The 25,677-nt window shown below is 46.9% G+C and carries 19 protein-coding genes; 2 read left to right on the top strand and 17 right to left on the bottom strand.

Annotation, left to right across the window (positions count from 1 at the left end):
* Positions 1-36: 36 nt before the first annotated feature.
* A complete protein-coding gene (gene pmbA, locus AK966_RS16580; RefSeq protein ID WP_099080139.1) occupies positions 37-1,380 on the bottom strand; it encodes a metalloprotease PmbA in 1,344 nt (447 codons plus the stop codon).
* A 110-nt stretch (positions 1,381-1,490) separates the two neighbouring features.
* Here pmbA and yjgA point away from each other — a divergent pair, with 110 nt between their 5' ends.
* Positions 1,491-2,018, top strand: coding sequence for a ribosome biogenesis factor YjgA (gene yjgA / locus AK966_RS16585; RefSeq protein ID WP_099080138.1), 528 nt, complete (start codon positions 1,491-1,493; stop codon positions 2,016-2,018).
* Between the two features lie 76 nt (positions 2,019-2,094).
* On the opposite strand, the gene AK966_RS16590 is transcribed toward yjgA, so the two are convergent.
* The 3 genes from AK966_RS16590 to rapA all read right to left on the bottom strand — a co-directional run bounded on the left by AK966_RS16590 (position 2,095) and on the right by rapA (position 6,852).
* Entirely contained in the window at positions 2,095-3,057 is a 963-nt protein-coding gene (locus tag AK966_RS16590) for a D-2-hydroxyacid dehydrogenase (RefSeq protein ID WP_099080137.1), read from the bottom strand.
* Positions 3,058-3,089: 32 nt separating this feature from the next.
* On the bottom strand, positions 3,090-3,842 hold the full coding sequence (gene rluA, locus AK966_RS16595; RefSeq protein WP_099080136.1) for a bifunctional tRNA pseudouridine(32) synthase/23S rRNA pseudouridine(746) synthase RluA: 753 nt from the start codon (positions 3,840-3,842) through the stop codon (positions 3,090-3,092).
* A gap of 100 nt (positions 3,843-3,942) precedes the next feature.
* A complete protein-coding gene (gene rapA / locus AK966_RS16600) occupies positions 3,943-6,852 on the bottom strand; it encodes an RNA polymerase-associated protein RapA (protein ID WP_119464559.1) in 2,910 nt (969 codons plus the stop codon).
* A 531-nt stretch (positions 6,853-7,383) separates the two neighbouring features.
* Between rapA and AK966_RS16605 the strand changes: the two genes are divergently transcribed.
* Positions 7,384-8,760: a PhoH family protein gene (locus AK966_RS16605; protein WP_119464560.1), complete on the top strand. Its 1,377-nt coding sequence runs from the start codon at positions 7,384-7,386 to the stop codon at positions 8,758-8,760.
* A 66-nt stretch (positions 8,761-8,826) separates the two neighbouring features.
* Here AK966_RS16605 and tldD read toward each other — a convergent pair whose 3' ends face one another.
* From tldD to AK966_RS16670, 13 genes are all read right to left on the bottom strand, one after another.
* Positions 8,827-10,272 carry a metalloprotease TldD gene (tldD, locus tag AK966_RS16610; RefSeq protein WP_099080133.1) on the bottom strand — a complete coding sequence of 482 codons (1,446 nt, stop codon included), beginning with the start codon at positions 10,270-10,272 and terminating at the stop codon, positions 8,827-8,829.
* A 2-nt stretch (positions 10,273-10,274) separates the two neighbouring features.
* Complete coding sequence (locus tag AK966_RS16615; RefSeq protein ID WP_119464561.1) at positions 10,275-11,105, bottom strand: carbon-nitrogen hydrolase family protein; 831 nt, start codon at positions 11,103-11,105, stop codon at positions 10,275-10,277.
* 40 nt (positions 11,106-11,145) lie between these two features.
* The gene (locus AK966_RS16620) at positions 11,146-15,024 is read right to left on the bottom strand and encodes a YhdP family protein (protein WP_119464562.1); all 3,879 of its coding nucleotides are present in this window, start codon (positions 15,022-15,024) and stop codon (positions 11,146-11,148) included.
* 11 nt (positions 15,025-15,035) lie between these two features.
* On the bottom strand, positions 15,036-16,505 hold the full coding sequence (rng, locus tag AK966_RS16625; RefSeq protein ID WP_099080130.1) for a ribonuclease G: 1,470 nt from the start codon (positions 16,503-16,505) through the stop codon (positions 15,036-15,038).
* An 18-nt stretch (positions 16,506-16,523) separates the two neighbouring features.
* Positions 16,524-17,093: a nucleoside triphosphate pyrophosphatase gene (locus tag AK966_RS16630; protein WP_119464563.1), complete on the bottom strand. Its 570-nt coding sequence runs from the start codon at positions 17,091-17,093 to the stop codon at positions 16,524-16,526.
* Positions 17,094-17,097: 4 nt separating this feature from the next.
* On the bottom strand, positions 17,098-17,586 hold the full coding sequence (mreD, locus tag AK966_RS16635) for a rod shape-determining protein MreD (protein ID WP_099080128.1): 489 nt from the start codon (positions 17,584-17,586) through the stop codon (positions 17,098-17,100).
* Positions 17,576-18,466, bottom strand: coding sequence for a rod shape-determining protein MreC (mreC, locus tag AK966_RS16640; RefSeq protein WP_099080127.1), 891 nt, complete (start codon positions 18,464-18,466; stop codon positions 17,576-17,578). Before mreC ends, mreD begins: the two co-directional genes overlap by 11 nt.
* Positions 18,467-18,613: 147 nt before the next feature.
* Positions 18,614-19,657 (bottom strand): rod shape-determining protein, encoded by a 1,044-nt coding sequence (locus tag AK966_RS16645; RefSeq protein WP_099080126.1) that lies wholly within the window; start codon positions 19,655-19,657, stop codon positions 18,614-18,616.
* 152 nt (positions 19,658-19,809) lie between these two features.
* Complete coding sequence (locus AK966_RS16650; protein ID WP_119464564.1) at positions 19,810-23,361, bottom strand: DUF6701 domain-containing protein; 3,552 nt, start codon at positions 23,359-23,361, stop codon at positions 19,810-19,812.
* A gap of 5 nt (positions 23,362-23,366) precedes the next feature.
* Positions 23,367-23,801 carry an MSHA biogenesis protein MshP gene (locus tag AK966_RS16655; protein WP_099080124.1) on the bottom strand — a complete coding sequence of 145 codons (435 nt, stop codon included), beginning with the start codon at positions 23,799-23,801 and terminating at the stop codon, positions 23,367-23,369.
* Complete coding sequence (locus AK966_RS16660) at positions 23,791-24,522, bottom strand: PilW family protein (RefSeq protein WP_119464565.1); 732 nt, start codon at positions 24,520-24,522, stop codon at positions 23,791-23,793. Before AK966_RS16660 ends, AK966_RS16655 begins: the two co-directional genes overlap by 11 nt.
* The gene (locus tag AK966_RS16665) at positions 24,522-25,091 is read right to left on the bottom strand and encodes a type II secretion system protein (RefSeq protein ID WP_119464577.1); all 570 of its coding nucleotides are present in this window, start codon (positions 25,089-25,091) and stop codon (positions 24,522-24,524) included. The genes AK966_RS16660 and AK966_RS16665 overlap by 1 nt, the downstream gene beginning before the upstream one ends.
* A 41-nt stretch (positions 25,092-25,132) precedes the next feature.
* Complete coding sequence (locus AK966_RS16670; protein WP_119464566.1) at positions 25,133-25,615, bottom strand: type II secretion system protein; 483 nt, start codon at positions 25,613-25,615, stop codon at positions 25,133-25,135.
* Positions 25,616-25,677: the final 62 nt, after the last annotated feature.

Here is a 25,677-nt window from a genome sequence, read left to right on the forward strand (position 1 = left end):
ACATCAGGCTTTTTCACATCTATTGGCTAGAAAAGCTTACTCCCCCGCCACCTTCATGGTATCAAGCAAGATAGACCCCGTCTGGATTTGTGAGCGGGTCTCCACATCACTACCCACTGCAACAATCTTGTTGAACATCTCTTTCAGGTTGCCAGCAATCGTGATCTCGGATACTGGATATTGGATGACACCATTCTCTACCCAAAAACCCGCAGCACCACGTGAATAATCACCGGTCACCACGTTCACGCCTTGACCCATGGTTTCTGTTACCAGTAGACCAGTGCCCAGCTCTTTCAGCATTTGCTCGAAGTTTTGACCCGTAGACTTCACATACCAGTTATGAATACCACCAGCGTGACCCGTTGGGTCCATCTTCATCTTGCGAGCAGCGTAGCTAGTTAGTAAGTAAGTCGCCAAAACACCATCAGTGATGATTTCACGGTCTTGTGTGTATACGCCTTCACTGTCAAATGGGCTTGAAGCCAAGCCGCGCAGCACGTGCGGACGCTCTGAGATATTGAACCACTCCGGCAGCACTTGCTTGCCAAGGTGATCAAGCAGGAAAGAGGATTTACGGTACAAGTTACCACCGCTAATCGCCATCACTAGATGACCAATCAAGCCCGTCGCTACATCAGCGGCAAACATCACAGGGTACTTACCCGTTTTTAGCTTTTGCGCATCGAGGCGGCTGATGGTTTTTTCCGCCGCTTTACGGCCAACCGTCTCTGGTGTCCAAAGATCATCACGGTGACGTGCTACGGTGTAGCTGTAATCACGTTCCATCTCGCCATTTTTACCCACGCCAATCACACAGCAACTAGTGCTGTGACGACTTGACGCGTAACTTGCTAGCAAGCCATGGCTGTTACCATAGACTTTTACGCCGTAGTGGCTGTCGTAACTGGCACCATCACTTTGCTTAATCGCTTCACTGTAGTTCAGTGCTTCTTTTTCAGCCGCAATCGCTACTTCTGCTGCATAATCTGGATTGGGAGCGTCTGGATGGAACAGGTCTAGGTCCGGAATGTCTTTGACCATGAACTCTTTTGCCGCAGGGCCTGCAAATGGGTCTTCTGATGTGTATTGAGCAATGTCTAATGCCGCTAACACGGTTTGCTTAATTGCGGCTTCGCTCAAGTCTGATGTGGAAGCACTGCCTTTGCGTTGGCCACGGTAGACGGTGATGCCAAGTGCACCATCGCTGTTGAACTCAACATTTTCTACATCGCCCATGCGAGTGGAAACACTCAAGCCTGTGCTTTTTGTAATTGCGACTTCAGCGGCATCAGACTTCGCTGCAGCGATCTCCAACGCCCTTGCGACGGCTTGTTCTAGCTCGGTTCGTTGCTCGGCAACCTGCTGTTTAATATCCATTGTCTTTCACATCATGTATTCGATGTACAATAGAATAACAAGAATTTCGCTTTCTCCCCACGATTCTTGTTAAAATAGTCATAATATTAATCAGAACACAGGCAACTGAAATGGCACGTAAGAATCAAAAAGCGCCATGGGAACCAGAAGAAGAGATCATCTGGGTAAGTAAATCCGAGATGAAGCGCGACATGGAAGAGCTGCAAAAGCTTGGTGAAGAGCTAGTCGGTCTTAAGCCATCGACATTAGAAAAGTTCCCAATGAGCGAAGATCTGCGAGAAGCAATTGCGGATGCACAACGCTTTAAAAACGAAGCTCGCCGTCGTCAATTGCAACGTATCGGTAAATTGATGCGCTATGAAGATCCAGAGCCAATCCAAGCGGCTCTGGACAAAGTTCGCAACAAGCACTCGCAAGCAACAGCCGTACTGCACAAGCTAGAAGTGCTACGAGATCGTGTAGTAGAAGAAGGTGATAAGGCAATTGATGATGTGGTAGATCTGTACCCAACTGCAGACCGTCAACGCCTTCGTCAACTTGCGCGTCAAGCAGCGAAAGAGAAGAAAGCCGGCAAGCCAGCAAAGTCTTACCGTGAAATCTTCCAAATTCTAAAAGCGCTGAACGAAGAAGAAGTTTAATTCTACTCCGTTTAACAGCAAAAAAAGCAGACCTCACTTGAGGTCTGCTTTTTATTACTTCCAAGCGATACACACATCAGGTTAAGCGATTGAACCTTTCGCCCCGCTCAAACGCATTAATATTCTCGATTAAGATTTCAGCCAAACGCTGGAGAGAAGAATCGCTCCCCCATGCAACATGTGGTGTGAGCAACAAATTCGGCAAGTGCATATTGGCGAGCAGTGGATTCGTTTCATCGGCGGGCTCCTGAGTAAATACGTCCACACCTGCGGCGGCAATCTCCTCTTCTTTCAGCGCATCCACCAACGCTAACTCATCCACCAGACCACCGCGCCCCGTATTGATCAAAATCGCCGTCGACTTCATTTTCTGCAATTCAACCGTGCTGATTAGGTGATAAGTATCGTCATTCAATGGGCAATGCAGCGTAATCGCATCGGACTGCTTGAGTACCTCATCAAACTCGGTGTACCCCTCTCGACACTCACTCACGCCTTTGTGCTCGGCAAACAATACCTTCATACCGACGGCCTGCGCCAACTGAGCGGTTGCTTGACCTAATGCACCACCGCCAATCACACCGAGTGTGCTGCCTGCGATATCACCAATAGGATGAGTAAAAAAACAAAACTGCTTATTGCGTTGCCACTCTCCTGCGGCAATATCTTGGTGGTAACCAAATAGATTACGGCGCAACGCAAACAACATGGCGATAACATGCTCTGGTACAGATCGAGTCGCATAACCACGTACGTTAGCCACCGCGATATCACGCTCCGCACAATAGTGCACATCGACGTTATTAAATCCTGTCGCGGCTACGGCGATCATTTTGATATTCGGCAATTGGGTAAGAATGGTTTGATCGAGCACCACCTTGTTGCTAATAACGATGTGTGCATCCGTAAGGCGTTCAGTGACTTGCTGTGGTGATGTGTACTCATATTCTACCCATTGGTGAGCAAAGCTAGGGCGTGGTATCTGAATATGAGCAGGGATGGTCGCACGGTCAAGAAAGACCACTTTAGGCAGTGACATAACAGCTCCTTGTTCACTGCCTGAGGATTAATTTATGAGCGAGGCAGTGTTTTATAATCAGGTAATTTACGCGCTGGGTCGAAATAGTCAAAGATCATCTCTTCCGCTTCAGGATAAAAATCACAAGGAACAAAAATGCTACGCAGCCAATCGCTCTTTGGGTGGTAGAAACTCAGTTCTGAGGCGTGTAATTCAAGACGCTCTGAGAACGCTTTCGCCTCTTCCGTTGCATAGAACTCATCACCGACAATCGGATGCCCTAGCGCCTGCATATGGACACGCAGCTGGTGTGAACGGCCCGTGATTGGCAATAATCGCACAATGGTCGTTTTCGAACCGTCTTCATGTTCTTCTAACTTCGCCACCTGAAATAGGGTTTTCGATGGCTTACCGTCGTCAAAGCACACCTTTTGTAATGGGCGGTTCGGCCAATCACAAATCAGCGGCAGATCGATCTCGCCTTCTTGCTGATCAATGTGTCCCCAAACGCGCGCATAATAAATTTTGTGGGTTAGACGAAATTGGAACTGCTTTTTCAATGCGCTCTCAGCACGTTTGTTTTTCGCAAGAACCATCAAGCCAGAAGTCGACATATCCAAGCGATGCACCACCTGGATCTCTGGATACTGCTCCTGAAGACGACTCCACATGCTGTCGTGGTGTTCAGCAAGACGTCCCGGCACAGATAGCAAACCTGATGGCTTATTCACAGCTAAGATATGATCGTCCTCAAACACGATATCGGTCCAAGGATCAGTCGGTGGATTGTATTCAAGCATTGCCATCAGTGTGCTCTCAAAATATAGAAAAGAAGGCTATTTTAATACGAAAACGACTCCCGTAAAGGAGCCGTTTTTTATTATCAAGTTTTTAGATAAAAACCAATCAGTTGTGGCTTACCACGATTAAACGCAATGAATCGAGCTGCACTTGAGCTTGGTTAATGTAACCGGTAAGCTCTTTAATTTGCGCTTCGATTGCTTCAATTTCTTCATCACGGATATTCGGGTTCACGGCTTTCAGCGCTTGCAGACGTTCTAGCTCTGCATTCAAGCTGTGCTGCATCTCTTGATGCGCTTGCTGACGCACTTCTTCCACTTGCTTTTCAACCTGCGCATCACCCGCTTCGATTAGGTTGTGAATATCTTTCTGTACTGATGTCACTAGCTTGCTACCTAGGTGACGATTTACAGGGCTCAGTTGACGGTTGAAGCCTTCAAACTCCACTTGAGAAGAGAGATCATTACCACGAGCATCCATCATCAGACGAATTGGCGTCTTTGGTAAGAAACGAGCAATACCACTACGCTTCGGTGCTTGCGCATCCACTGCATAAATTAGCTCAAGTAAAATTGTTCCGACTGGCAGCGCTTTATTCTTCAGTAGTGAAACCGCCGACGTACCCACCCCTTCACTCATCAGAAGATCGATACCGCCTTGGATCATTGGGTGTTCCCAACTGATAAAGTGCATATCTTCACGAGAGAGTGCCGTGTCACGATCAAAGGTAATCGTCGCCCCTTCGTACGGAAGACCTGGGTAACTTGGGACCATCATGTGCTCAGATGGGGTGACCACTAGCGCATTTTCGCCTTTATCGTCTTGATTCAGGCCAATAGTGTCGAACAGAGACAGTGCGAATGTCACTAGGTTCGTATCGCCATCTGTGGATGATATTTTCTCAACGATTTGCAGTGCTTTCTCGCCACCGTTTGAATGCATCTCTAGCAAACGGTCACGGCCTTGCTCAAGCTGTGATTTCAACTCTTTGTTCAGCTTCGTTGACTCTTCAATCACTTCATCAAGATTTGACGTATCACCAGACGCTAGCATCTCAATCAATGCATCTGAGTACTTGTCGTAAACTGCGCGACCAGTTGGGCAAGTTTCAGAGAACGCATTCAAACCTTCATCAAACCAACGCGCCAGGATTGCTTGTGACGTACCTTTTAGGTACGGTACATGAATATCGATATCACGCTTTTGACCAATACGGTCAAGACGGCCAATACGCTGCTCAAGCAAGTCTGGGTTAAACGGCAAATCGAACATCACTAGCTGGTTAGCAAATTGGAAGTTACGACCTTCTGAGCCGATTTCACTACAGATCAGAACCTGTGCGCCGCCCTCTTCTTGTGCGAAGTAAGCGGCCGCTTTATCACGCTCTAGGATAGACATGCCTTCGTGGAATACGGTGGCGCGGATACCTTCACGCTCACGCAGGGCTTGCTCAAGTTGCAAAGCCGTACTTGCACGAGACGCAATCACGAGTACTTTTTCGCTGCGTTTTTCTTTTACTTTCTCAAGCAACCAGTTCACGCGTGAGTCAAATTGCCACCAGCTTGAGTCATCACCTTCAAACTCTTGGAAGATCTCTTCTGGATACAGGTTTTTCATCGCCCGCGCTTCTGGTGACATCTTGCCACCAATCATGCCAGACACTCGCATTGACGTTGTGTACTGTGATGGGATGTCCATTGGCATTAAATGCACATTACGGGTCGGGAAGCCTTTAATTGCCGCGCGCGTGTTACGGAATAGCACGCGACCTGTACCGTGACGATCCATTAGATTGTCGATAAGCTCTTGGCGTGCTGAGGCTTTTAAGTCTTCATCACTGTCGCTTTCGATAATGCGGAATAGCGGCTCAACATCTTGCTCAGAAAGCAGCTCCGTAATTTGGTTCTTCGCTTCGTCAGGCAGTTTCTCACCAGAGAATAGCGACGTAATTGCGTCGGCGACTGGCGCGTATTGCTCTTCTTCTTCGACAAAGGTGTCGTAATCGTAGAAACGGTCTGGATCCAGTAGACGCAGACGCGCAAAGTGGCTCTCACGACCTAATTGCTCCGGTGTTGCTGTTAGTAGTAACACGCCTGCTGTGCGCTCTGCTAAACCTTCAACCACTTGATACTCACGGCTTGGCTTGTCTTGGCTCCACTCAAGGTGGTGCGCTTCATCGACCACCAATAGGTCCCACTCGCCTTCTCGTGCTTGTTCAAAGCGCTTGCGGCTCTTACGTAGGAAGTCTAAAGAACACAGTACATATTGCTGCGTATCAAATGGGTTCTCTGCTTCTGCGAACGCTTCAATACAACGCTCTTCATCAAAGATTGAGAAGTGCAGGTTGAAACGACGCATCATCTCTACCAGCCATTGGTGCTGAAGTGTCTCAGGTACGACAATCAGAATGCGCTCGGCACGGCCAGACAGCACTTGCTGGTGGATGATCATGCCTGCTTCAATGGTTTTACCAAGACCTACTTCATCCGCAAGTAGTACACGTGGTGCATAACGGCGACCGACTTCGTGAGCAATGTAAAGCTGATGAGGAATCAAACCCGCTCGCATGCCACACAAGCCACGCATTGGACTCTTATGCTGCTCGAACTGGTTTTTCAATGCACGGTAACGCAAAACAAAGTTGTCCATACGGTCAATCTGACCTGCGTACAACTTATCTTGAGGCTTGTTAAAACGGATATGATTGCTTAGAAAAATCTCACGTAAAATAACCGCGGTTTCTTGTGTATCTTCACGAGTACCAAAATAAGTATATAAACCTTCATCTTCCAGTACTTCTTCAACTTTCAGTGACCAACCTTCTTGGCAATCGATGACATCACCGACGTTAAACGTTACTCGGGTAACTGGCGCCTCGTTACGTGCGTAAACTCGGTTTTCCTCTGATGCGGCAAACATCAATGTCACAGTACGAGCATCCATTGCTACTACGGTACCTAAACCTAAATCACTTTCCGTATCGCTAATCCAGCGCTGCCCCAAAGCAAATGTCATGTATTGACTACCTCGTTGTTGATTCTTGTTTGTCTACTCATGCCCGGTGGCATGGGTAATAGTTTAGAACTGATTCTGGCTTCTGCTATACCAATTATGCTTGCCATGCCACTTTTAACTGAAGATATTCAATTCAGCTCAACATGATAATTTGGACTTAGCCCATGTGCAGAAAAAGGTCGGTAATCTTACTTGATGCTGTGATATAGGTCACGCTGAAACGCCCCGAAGCACAAACTTTTTTTTCTGAACTCAGAATGCAATCAAATTGTAAAAAACTCATGGCAATTATTGAGTTGTAACAAGTAAATATTACGTATACTTGTTGTGAGGAGCACTCAAAAGCATTGCGTATGATTTGAGTGTACAACTACACGATTAGGATCAACACGGGTTTGCAATAAGTTGTCTTGCTACTCAGTTGCGCACTAACCGACATAGCTCGACGACCTCTATTGCAAGCAATCAGAGTTAAGATTTTTACCTACTTAACTTTCTGCAGCATAGCCGCGCTTGCGGCAAGGAGACGCTATGGGCGATACCGATCGGAAACTGTTTGTACTCGACACCAATATCCTTCTTCATGAACCCTTCGCCATCTATTCTTTCCAAGAGCACGATGTCGTCATCCCTATGACGGTATTGGAAGAACTCGACCGCATTAAAGACAGCAAACGCGATGTAGCACGAGATGCGCGCGTTGCGATTCGTGCTTTAGAAAACTTATTCAGAGACACGACACCAGACGAAATATCAGAGGGTATTCCGGTCTCCAAAGAAAAACCAACTCAAGGAACCATTTCTATTTTGGCGGACTTCGAATTGCAGGAAACCGTCAAAGCCTTCGCCGACAAAGCCGGTGACAATCGCATCCTCAATGCGGTGCTTTATCTACAAAACAAACGCGCACCACGTGAAGTCGTGCTCGTCACCAAAGACATCAATATGCGCTTACGCGCCAAAGGCGCTGGCGTTCGCTTTATTGAAGACTATCGCACCGATCAACTGATTGATGATATTCAATACCTGACCAAAGGCTTCCAACAGCGTGAAGGAGATTTCTGGAGTGGCGTTGATGAAGTAGAAAGCTATGCTCTGGGCGGAAAAACGTTCCACAAACTCAATCGCGAACCATTTGAGCCGACTTTCATTAACCAATACATGATGGATGAAAATAGTGACTTTGTCGGTCGCGTAGAAAGCATCGATGAAGAGAAGATCACACTGCTTGACCTCAGCCGTGAGCGCATGATGCACCGTCGCGCTTGGGACATCACACCCAAAAATATCTATCAAGGCATGGCGATGGATGCCCTACTCGATCCAGAGATTGACTTGGTGATTCTGACCGGTGCCGCTGGTAGTGGTAAAACCTTGTTGGCGATGGCTGCAGCACTGGAGCAAACCATTGAAAAAGGGATGTTCGATAAGATCATTGTGACACGTAATACGCCAGATATTGGCGAATCCATCGGTTTCTTACCCGGATCAGAAGAAGAGAAAATGATGCCGTGGTTGGCAGCCGTAACAGATACACTGGAAGCGCTGCACAAGCACGACCATTGTACTGAAGGCTCGATGAAGTACATCTGCGATAAAGCCAACATTCAGTTTAAGTCGATTAACTTTATGCGTGGTCGCTCTATCCAGAATGCATTTGTCCTGCTCGATGAGTGTCAGAACCTCACCGCTTCACAAATCAAAACCATCATCACCCGCTGTGGTGAGGGGACGAAGATTGTGTGTTCGGGTAACTTGGCACAGATTGACTCCCATTACCTCACACCAGTCACGTCTGGATTGACTTATATGGTTGAACGCTTCAAGAACTTTGAAGGCAGCGCCAATATTCACCTCAATGGCGTAGTACGTAGTCGCTTGGCAGAGTTTGCCGAAGAAAACCTGTAGCGCTCCGTATTCCCATAACAAAAGAGCGCTCTATGAGCGCTCTATTTCATCCACTTATCGAGTCACTTACTCTGTACCACCAACCGTGATGGAGTCAAGCTTCAACGTAGGCTGGCCTACACCAACCGGCACACTTTGCCCGGCTTTGCCACAAACACCAACACCTCTGTCAATACTTAGGTCATTGCCCACCATTGAGACCTGCTGCATCGCTTCGATACCAGAGCCGATCAATGTTGCACCTTTTACTGGGCGAGTGATCTTGCCATTCTCAATCAAGTACGCTTCTGACGTAGAGAATACGAACTTACCTGATGTGATATCGACCTGACCGCCACCAAAGTTGGGCGCGTACAAACCTTTCTTCACGGTTGAGATGATCTCTTCCGGCGAGTGCTCACCCGGTAGCATGTAAGTATTGGTCATACGCGGCATTGGTAGGTGCGCGTAAGATTCACGACGACCATTACCCGTTGGGTTCTCACCCATTAATCGCGCGTTTAGCTTGTCCTGCATGTAGCCTTTTAGCACACCGTTTTCGATGAGCGTATTGTACTGACCATTTACCCCTTCATCGTCCACATTCAATGAACCACGTAGGTCTTTCAACGTACCGTCATCAACGATGGTGCATAATGGCGATGTTACTTGTTGGCCTAGCTTGCCAGAGAAGACTGAAGACTCTTTACGGTTGAAGTCACCTTCCAAGCCGTGACCAACCGCTTCATGCAAAAGAACACCTGGCCAGCCAGAGCCTAATACGACAGGCATCATACCCGCAGGCGCAGCTTCCGCTTCTAAATTCACTAGCGCCATGCGGATGGCTTCATCTGCAAATTGGAAGGCTTGTTTCACGCCGTCCGTTTCAGACAGGAAGAAATCATAACCGAAACGACCACCGCCACCTGCGCTGCCGCGCTCACGACGATCGCCTTTTTCAGCGAGCACGCTGATCGACAGACGAACAAGAGGACGGATATCCCCCGCGTAAGTACCATCGGTTGCTGCCACAAGCATTTGCTCATGGACACCACTGATACTGATCGAGACTTCTTTGATCAGCGGCTCTTTGGTACGAATGTACGCATCAAGCGACATCAACAGTTCGGTTTTTTGCTGCTTTTCCCAGCTTGCTAGCGGGTTTACCGCATCATAATACGCTTGGTTAGCTGAACGCTTGAACGCTTGAACGTTGCCATTTTGGCCTTGCTGAGCGATACCACGTGCGGCAATGGCACTTTGCTTTAAACCTTCTAGATTAATTTGGTCTGAGTAAGCGAAACCGGTTTTTTCACCCGTTACAGCGCGCACACCAACACCACAATCAATGTTAAAAGAGCCATCTTTGATGATGCTGTCTTCTAGAACCAGAGACTCATGCCAGCTGGACTGAAAGTAAATGTCCGCATAATCGATCTGGCGTGTGGCAATTCTCGCGAGCGTATCAGCGATGTCTTGCTCTGTCAGACCGTTTGGGGCAAGGAGTGCCTGTTCTATTTGATTTATGCTCATAGTTAGCTCTTTAGTTTCCGTTTCAATTCATTTTGAAAGCGACTGTGTTGAGTCAGCGGCATATTCTGCCTTACTTGCTGGCTTTGTGACAAATCTATCTCTGTCACCAGCAATCCTACTTGCTCGTGAAGTTGCACATGTATCTGTCCCCAGGGGTCAATAACCATCGAGTGTCCCCATGTTTGGCGTCCACATGGGTGAGTGCCAGTTTGCCCACTTGCTAAAATCCAGCATTGGGTTTCTATTGCACGCGCTCTCAGCAGTATTTCCCAGTGTGCTTTCCCCGTAACCGCAGTAAACGCCGCTGGTACGACAATAATGTCTGCTCCCGCTAAGCGTAATGCTTTATACAACTCAGGAAAGCGCACATCGTAACAAATACTCAATCCAAGTGTGCCAATATTGGTTTCTGCTGTGACAATTTGAGCACCAGCCCGAAAGGTATCGGATTCACGATAGCGACCATGACCATCCGCTACTTCGACATCGAACATATGTAGCTTGTCGTAATGAGCAATGCACTCTCCCACTGGAGAAAAAACCAACGTGGTGGTCGTGACGCCTTGCTCAGTACAAATCGGCATACTGCCTAAAACCAAAGTCAATTGATTTTGTTTTGCTATATCAGATAAACGCTGTTGAATCGGACCATCACACAACACTTCTGCGTTATGGTGATACGCTTCGCGATTAGCAAACAGCGTTGCGTTTTCTGGTGTGAGTACCAACTTCACACCTTGCGCCGCTGCCAATGCGCACTGCTTGGCAATGAAGTCCAGATTCTCCTCTCGATCTGGACCTGACGTCATTTGTATGATGCCTACACGTTCCATGTTCTCTATTCCTTATACGCTAAGAAAACTAACTGCGTGATTATTTCGCTTCATCACGCAATTTTTCTGGCAATGTGTATTCACCTTTACTACGTGATATCTCTTTTACCGTTGGCGAATCAAGCCGGCCTTTTACTTCGTAGTTAACTTGGGTGAAAACTTCCACGACCGGAGAGATCACGGTCGAGATCGCCAACACATACAGCGCGGTTTGAGGTGCAACCGCAAATGCCGTCAACATTGGTAAACCAGAGGTAATATCTGGCGTAAAATTCACTTCTGCATCCACCAAACGAGCATTAATATCGGCCATACCTCGGATTTGCATCTCTCCAGCCAGTGCATCCATGACAATGTCATTGGTGACAAACACGCCATCTTGGATCTTGCCACTACCAGTGATGGAGTTAAATGCCATACCTTTATCGAACACATCGGTGAAATCGAGCTGCATTTTGCGAATGATGGAGTCCAGACTGAACAAACCAAGCAGTCGCGCAGCACCGCTCACTTCGCTGATCACCCCTTTGCCAAATTCAGTCGATACGTTTCCTTGCAAACTTTGTGTTTTCATCGACCATGGTGCACCATCCCATTCCAAGTTCGCATTGATATCAAATGGCGCTCGCTGAATGCCAGAGGTAATGCCGAAACGCTCCATCAAATCGCTGTTGTTTTCACCTTGCAGTTTGATGGTTAGATTTGAGTGACTGCGCGCTTTGGTTAACTCCCACCAGCCATTCATATCAACGCGGCTTTGACCGCTACTGAAAGTGACGTTTTTCCACTCCAAACGATTATTTCGACGCTGTAAGTCCACATTCACCTGACCAACCTTGTAGCCTTGCAACCAGAAATCATCAATATTCAAGACGACATTTGGCATCTCACTATGGAGCTGGCGGTCAAAATCTGAAATCAATGGCGCAGCTTGATCTTCACTGGCAAACAGAGAATTCCTCTCTTCGGTAATCTGATCAAAGCCAGGGATGTACAAGTGCAGCCGCTCAAGAGAAACCGACAAGTCGTAAGGCTTAAGATAGTTCGCTTTACCTTTAATCTCCTGACTATCGACGTCAAACTGCCAGCTCAAGTTTTTCTTACGGGCATTCAGATCCACATCGTGAAACTCAATACCACCGAATTGAAGGTTTTTTACATTCATCTCAACGCGGGTTGGCAACGGAATCGTCGGCGTCTTCATGCTCGATAGGACAGATTCTGTGTTACTCGTCGGCACATTCATCAGATCAATCCATTGTTCAAGGCTGAGCTCATTCAAACGAATTGAAGCATCATGCCCAACGACCGGATTGACTTTGAATCCACCATTGCCAATCACAAGATTTGTCGCCGTCAATACTGGCACATCACCAGAAATATCGATTTCAGTCTGGTACTTCGCATTGGGAATTTGCAGCCGCGCAGAAATGCCTTGTTGATTGCCTAACGCCTGTAACTTGGCTTGACCTTCCTCACCACGTTTTCTGCCTAACGGATAGGGGTAATCACTCGTCAGTTGGCTCAACTGTGCTAACACATCCACTTGGTAAGTGAAGCCTACGTCGTTAAGCTGTAAGTCAATATCCATCTGCCACGGTGCATGACCAGAGACTAAACTCAACCAACGGTCACCTAAATAAGGTTTAAGCGGTCCAACCTCCCAGTCTCCAAGGGTATTGATCGCCACGTCATAGCCTTGCTCGGCATTTTCACCACGAAAGTCTAGCGAGATCGGCTGCTTCAGGAGCTCAGCAGAAAGGCCTGAGGCCATCACGATATCGTTATCGAAGGTGACTCGTCCAGTCGCGTTTTCTAACGTCATCGGCGGGGCATCGATATAGACTTGGTTGTTGTTTAAATCCGCATAGCCCCACACTCTTGCGTCTTTGTCTGAATCAAAAGGGATATTAAGCTGGAATTCGGAGTACACAGGCCCACTCACTTTCAGCGCAGTCAACGCAGCACCAACAGAGTCAACCAATGGCGTCGCCATCATGTAATCGCGAACTTCATTACCTAGCGCGCTTGCTTTGGCTTCGATTTCAATATGACCACCTTCTGCAAGATCAGGAATACGACCTGTAATGCGTTTCGCTTTTACGCCATTTAGGGTTGCAGATTTCGAGTCCAAATACATCGCATCGTTTTCGAACAGCAAGTCCAGCTGCAGATCAGTAATGGTCGGCCACGCGGTATCAAAGCTGAATTTGGCGTTTTTCAGTCCCACCCAAGCTTGGAACATGCCATTATGTTCTTTGTACGGAAAGTCACCCAATTCACCATACCAAAGTAGCTTCGCAGTATTAACTTTGCCACCTTGAATCGCCGTTGAAAGGTAGTCTGTCAGATCTTGTCCCAGCGCTGGAGTCGGTAAATACCGCCAAGTTCCACCCGCATTGTAGAGATCCGCTTCAGCATAAAACGATAGAAATGGACTTTGATCTTGCGGAAAATCCAAACGAAACGCACCAAGCACCTGCAAATCAGGCGTCGCGGCGGTCACTTTGTCTGACCATAGACGCCAACCGTTTTCATCTTGCTGCCAAATGATGTCCACTTCACCTTGTTTGATATTCAATGGCGCTTGGAATACATCGCCATACGGGAAGACATCATCAATCACTGTGATGTTGGCCTTGGCCTGCTTTAAGTCACCAAACAGTGTCCCCTGCACATGATGAAAGCCCGGCAGCAGCTCCCACTGAGCCATGCCTAGCTGGTCAAGCTCGACCGAATAACGTAATGTATCTACACTGCCGTTCATCGACAAACGAATATCTTCCACTCGCCCTTTTGGTGCTAATTTATTGAGTAGTTCGCTAGTGGATTCCGACTGTGGCGCTAACTTGATTAATGGAGTCAGTGCTTCAATGTCAAGCAGAGAGAGGTTTAGCAACCATCCGTCAGGTTGCCAATCAAACGCCACATCCAGTTCAGGCCAAGGACGGTCATCCGTACGAATTTGCAGTGAGTGACCATTAACTTTCCAACCTTGCTTGTCCGGAGAAAGTATAAAAATACCAGACTCTAACAGTAGTTCGTGACGGCCATTTTCATTCCAGACTAACTCTGAAGGACGCAGCTCAACGTATGCGTAATTTGGTTGACTGTGCTTTAACGTCAGCCAGGTATTTAAACTCACGCGACCGGACTCTATGCCAGAAGCGTCCTTCATATAGGTGGTTAACCACGGCGTCACAGACAAGTCTTGAGCGCTAACATAAAACTCACCCGACACGTCAAGCAACGATCCGTAATCTTTAAAGTTTGCACTCACTAACAAAGAGTTGAGGCTGACATCAGCGATGCTGACCGTACCTTCCGCTAAGTGCTGCTTACCTCGATTACTCCAGCGTAGTTGCTCGATATCTAAACGGCGAGTTTCACCAGAAACAGACTGATACCAAATGCGTGAGTCGGTGATGGTAAAGTCTTCAAACTGACGTAAGAGTAACGAGTCAAGTTGATCAATCAGCTTAGTTTCGCTTTTATTTACGTTGGTAGACTTGTTACTCTTGTTTGGTTTGGCAAGAATATCAAGTGTTCGGATATCCAATGCCAAATCATCAATAGTTAGATCGGCCACCACAGGTTTCAGGCTGAACAGTGACTGAATTAAATCAAATTCAATATGGATCTCGTCGACAGCAAACCGTGCATCTTGATTATTCGGCAGATTAGCCTCTAAACCTTGCAACGAGATTGAAGGATGGTTATTACGCCAAGAACCAGCAACGCTGGCGATAGAAAAGTCAAAACCTGTGCCTTGTTTGACCCAGGTTTTGATCTCATCTTGGAAATGGTTAAGTTGTGGCAATGCGACGCGCAGTGTCGTTACCAGTATGGCCAGTAGAACCAATATGGTGATCAAACTCCACGTGCAGAAACGCCCGAAACGCTTAAAACCAGAATTCACAAATTTTCCAATTACATCATCACGACGTCAAACTGCTCCTGAATGTACAGGGGTTCAGCTTGAATACGAACTTGCTTTCCAATAAATACTTCGAGTTCCGCTAGCGCGTGGGATTCATCACCTAGCAACGCTTCCGCGACAAATGGCGATGCATACACAACAAAGTTGTCCGCATCGTACGCACGGTTCACTCGGGTGATTTCACGTAGGATCTCGTAACACACGGTTTCGACCGTTTTCACGCTGCCACGTCCTTCACAAGTAGGGCAGCCAGAACATAGAATATGTTCAATACTTTCTCGTGTGCGCTTGCGAGTCATCTCGACTAACCCTAGCTGAGTAAAACCATTGATGTTGGTTTTCACTCGGTCTTTTGACAGTGCGCCTTCTAGAGAGGTAAGTACACGCTTACGATGTTCTTCTGATGCCATATCGATAAAGTCGATTATGATGATACCGCCAAGATTACGCAAACGCAGTTGACGTGCGATCGCCAGAGTCGCTTCAACGTTGGTGTTGAAGATGGTCTCTTCAAGGTTACGACGACCAACAAACGCGCCCGTATTAATGTCTACCGTGGTCATCGCTTCGGTCTGATCGATGATCAGGTAACCACCCGATTTGAGCTCAACCTTACGCTCCAGAGAACGTTGGATTTCATTCTCGGTGTCGTACATGTCAAAGATCGGCTTGTCACCCTCGTACAGCTCAAGCTTATCGGTCAGCTCTGGAACATATTCAGAGGTAAACTCTTTGAGGTTTTCGTACTCGAGACGAGAGTCGACCATGATTTTGTCCAGTTCAGTGCCAACAAAATCGCGCAGAATACGCTGCGCCAAGCCCAGTTCACCGTACAGCGTTGAACGCGTTTTGTATTTGGAACGACGCTCCATGACTTTCAGCCACAAACGTTTCAAAAATGCCGCGTCTTGAGAGAGTTCTTTCTCATCAGCACCCTCTGCAGCGGTACGAATGATAAAGCCACCATTCTCATCACAATAGTGGTTTACCACTTTCTTTAGGCGTTCACGTTCACTCTCACTTTCAATGCGTTGAGATACGCCCACATGGCTCGAGCCAGGCATAAAAACAAGATAACGTGATGGAAGAGTGATGTCGGTTGTTAGGCGAGCGCCTTTTGTGCCTAGCGGATCTTTCACCACTTGCACCACAATATCTTGGCCCTGGCGAACCAATTCAGAAATATCGCGTACCTGAAATTGCTGTTTTTCGTTTTCTGCCACACATTCAGTATGTGGTACTATATCTGACGCGTGCAAAAACGCCGCTTTATCCAGACCGATATCAATAAACGCCGCTTGCATACCTGGCAATACCCGGCTCACTTTACCTTTATAAATATTACCGACGATGCCGCGACGCGCTTCTCGTTCAATATGAACTTCTTGTAGTACTCCACCTTCAATCATGGCCACGCGAGTTTCACTCGGGGTCACGTTTAGCAGCAATTCTGCACTCATGTGCACACCTCAAAACAATTATAAAAATTCTTGAATTAGCTGATCGGTTTCGAACAAAGGTAAGCCTACTACGGCATGATAACTGCCTTCTATTCGGGTGACAAAACGTCCTCCGAGCCCTTGAATACCATAACTTCCAGCTTTATCGCATGGTTCACCTGACTGCCAATATTGTTCGATTTCTTCTTCAGACAGTGGTTTGAACCACACGTCAGTGATAACGACCACTGAGTGTTGTTGTTCCGATGAAACAATGCTCACAGCGGTCATCACTTGATGCTGACGACCAGATAAGTTGTTGAGCATACGCTTTGAATCTTCAAAACTTTTGGGTTTTTCTAATACTTGATTATCGCATACCACAATGGTATCTGAGCCCAATACAACAGAATCAGGCTTAGCCATTGCTAAGCCTGTTTGAGCCTTTTCCAGAGAGAGACGCAACACATAGTCTTGTGCTTGCTCGTGGTCTTGTTTTGCTTCCTCTATATCAGGAAGCACAATATCAAATTCGTAACCGAGTTGAGCAAGCAGCTCTTTTCTTCTCGGAGAACCCGAGGCGAGAACGAGGGGAAAGCCCTTTTTCACAACGCTACCTTACGTGCCATGCGCGACGGACGCGTCGCATTAGTAAAAACATCCATGGCCAAAGTATACAGTTTATTGCAGCCGTCCACAGAGATAATGGGTTAAATACTACGTCCTGATTCAAATATTCACCACAGAATATCAGAAGTTCCAATAGCACAGTTAAAAAGGCAATCAGTGTCGACTGTTGCCACAATGCCATGTTACGGATCACCAAAAAGTTGAGCGCAACCAAGTAGATAACGATCGACATCATCATCCCTCGTATACCCAAGGTCGAGCCAATCAAAATATCCCATAGCAGACCAAGCACCAAGGCGGTCCCAACATTGACGCGGTGCGGCAATGCTAATACCCAGTAACAGGTGACGAGGAATAACCATGATGGGCGCAGTAGGTCTAATACACCCGGCCATGGAATCGTCTGTAGAACTAACGCAACAAAGAAGCTGACGCCGATGACCATTCGGCTTCGAAATACACTATTGGCCATCGGTTACCTCTTGCTCTGAACCTTCTTCCACATTGGACTGCAATACTTTGTGCTGGCGATCTTCATTCGGCCAGATCAACAGTAGATATCTCAAACGATCAAACTCCACCACCGGCTCAGCTTTGATCGAGGCAAATTCTTGGCGCGGATCATGAGCCACAGATGTGACATTGGCGACCGGATACCCTTCTGGGTAAATCCCCCCAAGACCAGAGGTCACCAACAAATCACCGACTTGGATATCGGTACTGGTTGGAATATGCTCAAGTTGGATCTCATCCACTTCGCCGTTACCCGATGCGATAACGCGGATATCATTGCGGATCACCTGTACCGGGATCGCATTCTTCGCGTCTGTTAACAACAGTACCCGCGCGTTATGTGCGGCAACAAACGTGACCTGACCAACAATGCCTTTCTCGTTAATCACGGGCTGACCAACGTAAACGCCATCGATACGACCTTTATCAATCACCACTTGGTGACGATATGGCGAGGTATCAACCGCCATCACCTCAGTGACGACTTTCTTTTCATCGCGGACAAACGAAGAACCAAGTAATTTACGCAGACGTTGGTTTTCTTCTTTGTATTGGCTAAGCAAGACGAGCTCACTCTTGAGGCGAAGTACTTCTCGCTTCAAGTTACGGTTGTCTTCAATCAAAGCTTGGTGAGAATTAAGACGCTCGAATAGACCATCAAACATGCTACGAGGCAAGTTTGCTGCGTACTGAATAGGCGCAACCATACTGTTCAATAGGTATCGGACGTTGGAAAACGTATCTAGACGACTATCCGCCAGCATTAAGCTTGCCGACACGATGACAGCAAAAAACAGACGCAATTGCAGAGACAGACCTCTGCCAAAAATCGGTTTCATCTTGTTTTTGACCTGATTGCTTCCATGATTATTGAGCCTTACTTGGCAACCTGGTGATACGGCTTAACCCGAACCAGGAATGGAGCAGATTGAAATTACAGAGAGCGGAAATGAAGGCGAAGCCAAAATTAGGCTTCGCCGGACACTTTATTCTTCAGAGAATAGATCGCCACCGTGCATGTCGATCATTTCTAGCGCTTTACCGCCACCACGAGCCACACACGTTAGTGGGTCTTCAGCAATAACCACTGGAATGCCGGTTTCTTCCATCAATAGACGGTCAAGGTCTTTCAGTAGTGCACCACCACCGGTCAGTACCATACCGTTTTCTGAGATATCAGACGCTAGCTCTGGCGGGCACTGTTCCAGTGCAACCATTACCGCCGAAACGATACCAGACAGCGGCTCTTGCAGCGCTTCTAGGATTTCGTTTGAGTTAAGGCTAAAGCTACGAGGCACACCTTCAGCAAGGTTACGACCGCGAACTTCGATTTCACGCACTTCATCACCTGGGTACGCAGAACCGATCTCATGTTTGATCTTTTCAGCGGTTGCTTCACCAATCAAGCTGCCGTAGTTACGACGAACGTAATTGATCACCGATTCATCGAATCGGTCACCACCGATACGTACCGAAGATGAGTAAACCACACCGTTTAGTGAGATAACCGCAACTTCAGTCGTACCACCGCCGATATCGACCACCATTGAACCAGTTGGTTCTGAAACGCGCAAGCCCGCACCGATTGCAGCCGCCATTGGTTCATCGATAAGGTAAACTTCACGTGCACCAGCACCTAATGCCGATTCACGGATGGCACGACGCTCAACTTGAGTCGAACCACAAGGAACACAAACAAGTACACGTGGGCTTGGTTTAAGAATGCTGTTGTCATGCACTTGCTTAATGAAGTGCTGTAGCATTTTTTCAGTCACGTAAAAGTCAGCAATTACGCCATCTTTCATTGGACGGATAGCGGAGATATTGCCCGGTGTACGACCAAGCATCTGCTTTGCGGCATGGCCAACTGCAGCAACGCTTTTTGCAGAACCTGCACGATCTTGGCGAATAGCAACGACAGAAGGTTCATCAAGAACGATGCCCTGTCCTTTTACGTAAATTAGAGTGTTGGCAGTACCTAAATCGATAGATAGGTCGTTAGAAAACATGCCACGAAGTTTTTTAAACATGTGCTTCGCTCATCCTGCAAAAATTTAGAAGACAAAAATTGTCCTAAATGTACCAATGCCTCGCTGTCACAGCAAGGCATTGGTACATAAACATGAGCAGAAAGCCTCAATTTCTTGCAGTTTCCTTACTTAACGCAAGAAACCGACGATGGTCATTGTCCGGTTATACCCGGTTCACCACGATAAATCACGCGGTCATTGCCACGGTGAATACCAAAGGTAACCACTGACGATGGGTTCTCCTCTCCGGCTTGCTCTTTATCCCAGTTGTATTTGAGCCATGGTAAGTCGTTACCACTTAGATCGAGATTAAGCCACACACGAGTCTGTTGGCGGTTTGACTCCACCTGTTGCGCTTCGATAGAACGCGAACGCCCAGAAATAACCTGACCACCCGCGCTTAATTCAACATCAGCCTGCTTAACATCGTCTCCCGTTGGCCACATGTGCACTTGTTTCGCTTTATCGCCGAGAACACGAGTCTGGCTATCATCTAAATTGAGAGTGAATCGACTACCATTCCAATACTCGATTCGAAGTGGAATGTGAATCACCGTATCTGTGCCTTGTTTTTCGCCCGCATCAGATAAGTTAACTCGACCAAAGCGGATATCGGGTTGCTTAATTAACCTCGAATCACGGATCTCCCCCTCATTCAAATATGAAGCTGGATCGGCATTATTCCCGTACACCAATCCAATGTGGGAGGCGTCTCCGCCAGTATTCGTGTTGTATGGCCCATCAGCATATCCTTTAGGCTCGTGGATCTTAGAGAAGTCTTTAATCCAACATGCGCTACCTTGCTTTCTATTTGCAGAATCCACCCCGCAAAGCGAATTACCACTTATCGTGAAATCACCAATACTTTGGGATTTATCTACCAACCCCCAGCGTGCTGTAGAGTCCGGCGCATCGAACCGTTCACTTAATGGACTTAGCTCATCAATGTTAAACATCGCTTGATTCGCAGACTCAAAGAGCGCATAGTTTTTTAGTGAACCTTCATTAGCGTTCAATGCCTCAACAGAGTACGAAACGCCATCAAAAGGCTGCCCCATATAAGCAAAGTTTTGACCGTCAGGGTAAATCCAAGCACTGCCTTTCACTTGGAAGTATTTCGGGTAAAAGCGCCCAATCGTGGCATTATCTTCATCTAACGACATTTCAAGATAAGTCGTTTTTGTTTTTAAGTTCAACGACCCCACTTCATTCCAAACGTATTCAACCGCCTTTCCTGATTTTGCCTCTTCCTTACTGAAAGCTAAGTGCTGCCCACCAGCTAAATTGGCGATATCTCCTGTTGATGGATACGCGACTGAAAACTCCGTATTCAATGGCGCACTGACATCTGCATCCGAAAAATAGTTTTGTGTGACAGGATAATCACAAACAGTGTTTGCATTACCTTTGCCGTCACTATGAACAACAGGCTTATACGTCACACTAAAGCTTTCTGATGATGGGATAAAGCCCTCACCGCCTGCTTGACTGGCAGGATTGTGTTTTCCATCTTTTGTGGCCATGATATTACAAGCCGCGATTTTCCAAGGGCGAGACTTAATACTGAACTCACCTTTCAACACGCCACCATCAATAGGGCAATAAATACCACTATCTTCAGCCTCTTGGTATTGACGACAGTCGAAGGCCTTATCTTCAAACGCGACACGCGCATGCCCTACATCACTCCAAGACACGACGGTCGATGCGACACCATTCTTAAAGAGCAAGTCTGAAGAATCAAAGTCGTATAACTTCCCGCTAGCAGGACTCTTTAAGTTGAAGCTATCCTCACTCAGTACAATATTTTGGTTATAACCCTTTATTGCCGTTGCCTGTTCACCACGGCAAGCCAAGGCTTTCACTTCAACATTGACAGCTCGCCCAGCAATCATTTCAACAGGGCTCAGTTGAGCATGAAGCTTATAGGGAACAAACTCCACTTCCCCCCCAGAATACGGCTTTGACTCATAAGTCGCTCCAATTTGCAACTTGCCAATGTCGGTGGTTGATAGATACAAGGTTTTGCGTCCACTGCTCAAGTTTGCACTCGTCACGCCACAATCAGCGCCTACCGCAGACTCACACCATGAAGTACCTTGATCGCCACTGACGGTAGGATAGAAACTCGCATTGGATTCAATATATTCACCTTGCTCATCTAGAAGTTTAAATTCGACAGGAATTCGATCACAGGTCAAACCATATTGCCATTGAGGCTCTACAAAAAAATTTCCATCCTCAATTGGGGTAAAAGGACAGGAGTAATTCGGTTTTTGAATCACGACACGGTTTCTCATCGTTAAATCTTGAGACGTAACAGCACCATAAATCGTTATCGGGTTCTCAAATTTCACTTCCTTCGCCAAAATGTAGCCATAGAACTCATTAGTTTTGGTTTGAAAGCGAACGCTTGCTGTCGGCGCGTAAAACAAAACACTATTGTTATTCGCAAGATCCATAGGATTGCTCATAACAAATGATGACGAGATATTTATTATGGAGTTCAGACCAAATGAGTACTTGGTATCTCCCGTGTTCTCTTTCCATGTACCTAGAGTGATCGCTGAATTATCTAATGTTTTAAATACAACATTACGACCATTTGATATTTCTAATTCCCCAATTTGCATGCCATTAGCAAGCTCAATCGTCAGTTCGTCAAATAGCGGATTATCACCTGGATTATTGATCTCCAAACGACTTAAACTGCTCAGAACGTTGACTTTAAGCCGATTATCACCATAGTACTCATAACGACAAATATCCGGATTATCATCACAAATCGACTCTATTTCAGGTCGAGCTTGATCGCCGCTCCCTATAAGGTCAGAGCTGACGTGTAAGTCAAAGCGACCAAAGTTTGGGGTAAACTCTGCTGGCGCTTTCACTTTTCTCGCTTCGGTAAGCCCATCATCGCCAGCAGTCTGGTCAGAAGCTGAACGTCCATTTTTAGGAAAACATCCTAAGCCATCACAGATTTCCACTGCTGGGTTCTCGTATAGCGGCCAAGGCTCAGTACCGATATCGAAACCCACTCGAATATTGTCCCAAGCACGGCTACTAGACCCACTTTGTTGATAACGATAGATATTATCAGGGTAAGTCTTATATTCTTCAGACCACCCTAAGGCTCGAGCGCTATCGTTGGAGATATTTAGAGTGCTTGTCGAACCTCTCCATCCTTGGATTGGCTCTGGAAATACTTCACAGACGTAATCAGGCAGATCCGTTAGAGGAGGTTCGGTGGCATTAGGGTCACAATGTCCCCCAGAGATATCTGTACCATTTGCATAAACACTTAACTTACCGTGCTTCATCGCCTTATTCATCGTACCAATCAATTGCCAGCGAGATTGACCCTGAATTCGTCGATAGTACTTTGATAGGTTATTGCTCTTCGCATCATGAAATATTTTTATTTCATAGACTTGACCACTTGTCAGGTGCTGTTCATTAAAGTGGTATATCTTACTATCAGTGTCACTTTTCTTGCTTTGTGTATACCAAACAACCTCATCAGCATGGTTCCCACTGTGCTCAAAGTACACGGCTTGGAACGCATCACTTCCGGTCACAGTAAAGCCAACTGAAAACTGACTATTCGTTTGAATTTCACATATTCCTAGAGATGGCTGCCCATACGTTAAGCTAGATGCACTAACTAACAACATCAGCGTGACGACTTTGAACAACTTTTTCATTATTTTTACTCCCTAACCCATATCTCTTGCTGGCGCTGTACCTGTATCACCCCGGAGCCACAAATCGCTGTCGCTTGTACCTTAAAGAGGGATTCTGCTTCAGAAGTACCTGGATTAAAGGTACCGATCGTTGAACATGTTATCGTTTTTAGCTGACACCCCGTTCCCTGTGTCACATTCGGCGTTGCGCCACTGACTTGGCTTAAACATAACCTAGCAACATCGGGCTTTGGGGTATTTAATGGGTAAAGCTGAGTCAGTGCCCACTCATTGGCAGATTGAGCAATAAACCACGCTTTGGTTCCTAAAAATTCTCGCGTGAGTGTGCTTTGGTTCGACCAATTCACACGCATTAATGACGAAGCCAAGAAGCCCATCACAATAATGACGAACAGCACAACGATTAATACATTGCCTTGTTGTTTTCTGCTATGGAACATTGAGCACCTGCACGTCTTGTTGGTAAACACTGCGCTCGCCATCTTGGACAAACTCGAGATTGATGTGTACTAAACCACCACGTTGGAGCGTTGGTTCTTTGTAATACATTCGACTTGCCGCAGTATCGACATTTTCAGCAACGATCACCGGATCTGGAAACGCCGCATCTTGGCGAGTCACCTGATTGTTGTCCAAGCAGTAGGTTATCTGTGCGCTCTCCTGGTAAACATAATGACGGCTCGAGATAGAGGAGCTATCAATGCTATCGGCTGCGCCATTTACCTTAAACACCCCATCGTCTTTGGAAAGTAGACTTACAGAATAGCTCTGCGGTGAAGATGGCAACAGATCGTCATAACGGCTTGGATTAATGACCAACCAACTGTCTTTAGGCATTACCGTTCGCGCCGTATCATTACCTAATAAGAATTCCAAGTCCTGACCATTCAGAGTGTAAAAACCAGAATACTCGATAGGGACAAACGCTAAACAGTTGGTGGTACCGTTAGGTTCATAAAAACTGTTGGGCACCGCATGACGAATCTCACGCGACATCTTTTCCAACACAAATTGGGCTTGAGTTTGTAAACGTTGGCGATCTATTGAATCGGCATAGCCTTTCATGCCTAACTGCACATAGCCGGCAATGCCGAGCATAATAAAGCTGCCGATCACAATCGTGGCGATCATTTCAACTAAAGTAAAACCACGTGCGTTCATCAGTAGTTTCCTCTAATCCCGCTCAGCGATAGCGGCTGCGTGTTACTGGAGAATATCGTCACCGTCACTTTTTTGTAGTTCGTTACGCCATTAGGCGGAGTGCCTGTGAGGTCATCGTAAGCAACCGCCACTTCGACACGGAAATTACGATAGCTGTCTTTGCTGTCTTCACCTAAGACATCGCTAATGTTACCGCGACTCTCGCCAATACATTGGCTGGCTGTGATTGGCGTGCTCCAACAGCCGATATAGTCATCCGCATCATTAAAGTGGCTTGGCAGCGTTTCCCCGCTATCCGGCCCTAAGTCATCCGGCGCAGTACAGCTCGGCGCACCGTTTTCACTACAACGAATTAAACCACCATCAAAATCGCTATGATTATCAAAGCCACGCGCTAAGATCTGAGACATAACACCTTGTGCCAATGCCGCCGCGCGGGCCTGGTAGTGTGGTGTCGCGGAATCGCGCAGTTGCGGTACCAAGAAGGAGGTGTAAGCGATCATCGCGATGCCCATCAGCACGATGGCGATCACCATTTCAATCAAGGTCATGCCGCCTTGGCTCTTCATGCTTAGCCTTCTGATGATTAAGCGCTTCCTAATTAGGCGCTTCATGAACAGGCTCCTTCCGACACGTAACCTTGACTGTTTATTTCGACGCGGCAGCGGCTACCGCCATTTTTATCTTCTATCAGAATAGAAACTCCAGCACTGACGTCTTGAGGATTACCTAACAAGTCAAATTTAATTGGAGAGAACGCCCCACTCAAACTAAACACCGCTTTAGGGTCTGCCACATAATCACTGCGTGATTCACGTTGGCTGCTACTCAATTCACATGCGGTCTTAGAGCCTATACACGAACTGGATACTTGGAGGATAAAGTTATCATCCTCACCGTCAATGTTGGATTGCATGCGGTTGATTTGTACTTGGCGAATGACGGAGATGGCTTGTTCTTGTAATGCGTAGGCGGAAATACTGGCCGTACCAACAAAGCGACTGGCCGCGTAAAACGAGAGAATAGAAAGGAGTACGATCACCAAGATCAATTCCATCAGAGTGAACCCTAATGCAGAGCTGCGAATTTTCATAACCCAACCTTAAGCTTAGGACAAGCGAATTAAGTATACGATGAAATGTCTAGGATAATGAG

Origin of the sequence: Vibrio sp. PID23_8, assembly GCF_003584965.1 — a bacterium.
In the GTDB taxonomy this organism is placed as follows: Bacteria; Pseudomonadota; Gammaproteobacteria; order Enterobacterales; family Vibrionaceae; genus Vibrio.

Bases quoted from the DNA above. Each gene is read 5' to 3' on its own strand.
- AK966_RS16660 (WP_119464565.1), bottom strand. From the start codon at position 24,522: ATGAACGCACGTGGTTTTACTTTAGTTGAAATGATCGCCACGATTGTG.
- rng (WP_099080130.1), bottom strand. From the start codon at position 16,505: ATGAGTGCAGAATTGCTGCTAAACGTGACCCCGAGTGAAACTCGCGTG.
- mreC (WP_099080127.1), bottom strand. From the start codon at position 18,466: ATGAAACCGATTTTTGGCAGAGGTCTGTCTCTGCAATTGCGTCTGTTT.
- AK966_RS16645 (WP_099080126.1), bottom strand. From the start codon at position 19,657: ATGTTTAAAAAACTTCGTGGCATGTTTTCTAACGACCTATCTATCGAT.
- AK966_RS16650 (WP_119464564.1), bottom strand. From the start codon at position 23,361: ATGAAAAAGTTGTTCAAAGTCGTCACGCTGATGTTGTTAGTTAGTGCA.
- AK966_RS16605 (WP_119464560.1), top strand. From the start codon at position 7,384: ATGGGCGATACCGATCGGAAACTGTTTGTACTCGACACCAATATCCTT.
- AK966_RS16615 (WP_119464561.1), bottom strand. From the start codon at position 11,105: ATGGAACGTGTAGGCATCATACAAATGACGTCAGGTCCAGATCGAGAG.
- yjgA (WP_099080138.1), top strand. From the start codon at position 1,491: ATGGCACGTAAGAATCAAAAAGCGCCATGGGAACCAGAAGAAGAGATC.
- rluA (WP_099080136.1), bottom strand. From the start codon at position 3,842: ATGGCAATGCTTGAATACAATCCACCGACTGATCCTTGGACCGATATC.
- AK966_RS16670 (WP_119464566.1), bottom strand. From the start codon at position 25,615: ATGAAAATTCGCAGCTCTGCATTAGGGTTCACTCTGATGGAATTGATC.
- mreD (WP_099080128.1), bottom strand. From the start codon at position 17,586: ATGGCCAATAGTGTATTTCGAAGCCGAATGGTCATCGGCGTCAGCTTC.
- pmbA (WP_099080139.1), bottom strand. From the start codon at position 1,380: ATGGATATTAAACAGCAGGTTGCCGAGCAACGAACCGAGCTAGAACAA.
- rapA (WP_119464559.1), bottom strand. From the start codon at position 6,852: ATGACATTTGCTTTGGGGCAGCGCTGGATTAGCGATACGGAAAGTGAT.
- AK966_RS16655 (WP_099080124.1), bottom strand. From the start codon at position 23,801: ATGTTCCATAGCAGAAAACAACAAGGCAATGTATTAATCGTTGTGCTG.
- AK966_RS16590 (WP_099080137.1), bottom strand. From the start codon at position 3,057: ATGTCACTGCCTAAAGTGGTCTTTCTTGACCGTGCGACCATCCCTGCT.
- AK966_RS16665 (WP_119464577.1), bottom strand. From the start codon at position 25,091: ATGAAGAGCCAAGGCGGCATGACCTTGATTGAAATGGTGATCGCCATC.
- tldD (WP_099080133.1), bottom strand. From the start codon at position 10,272: ATGAGCATAAATCAAATAGAACAGGCACTCCTTGCCCCAAACGGTCTG.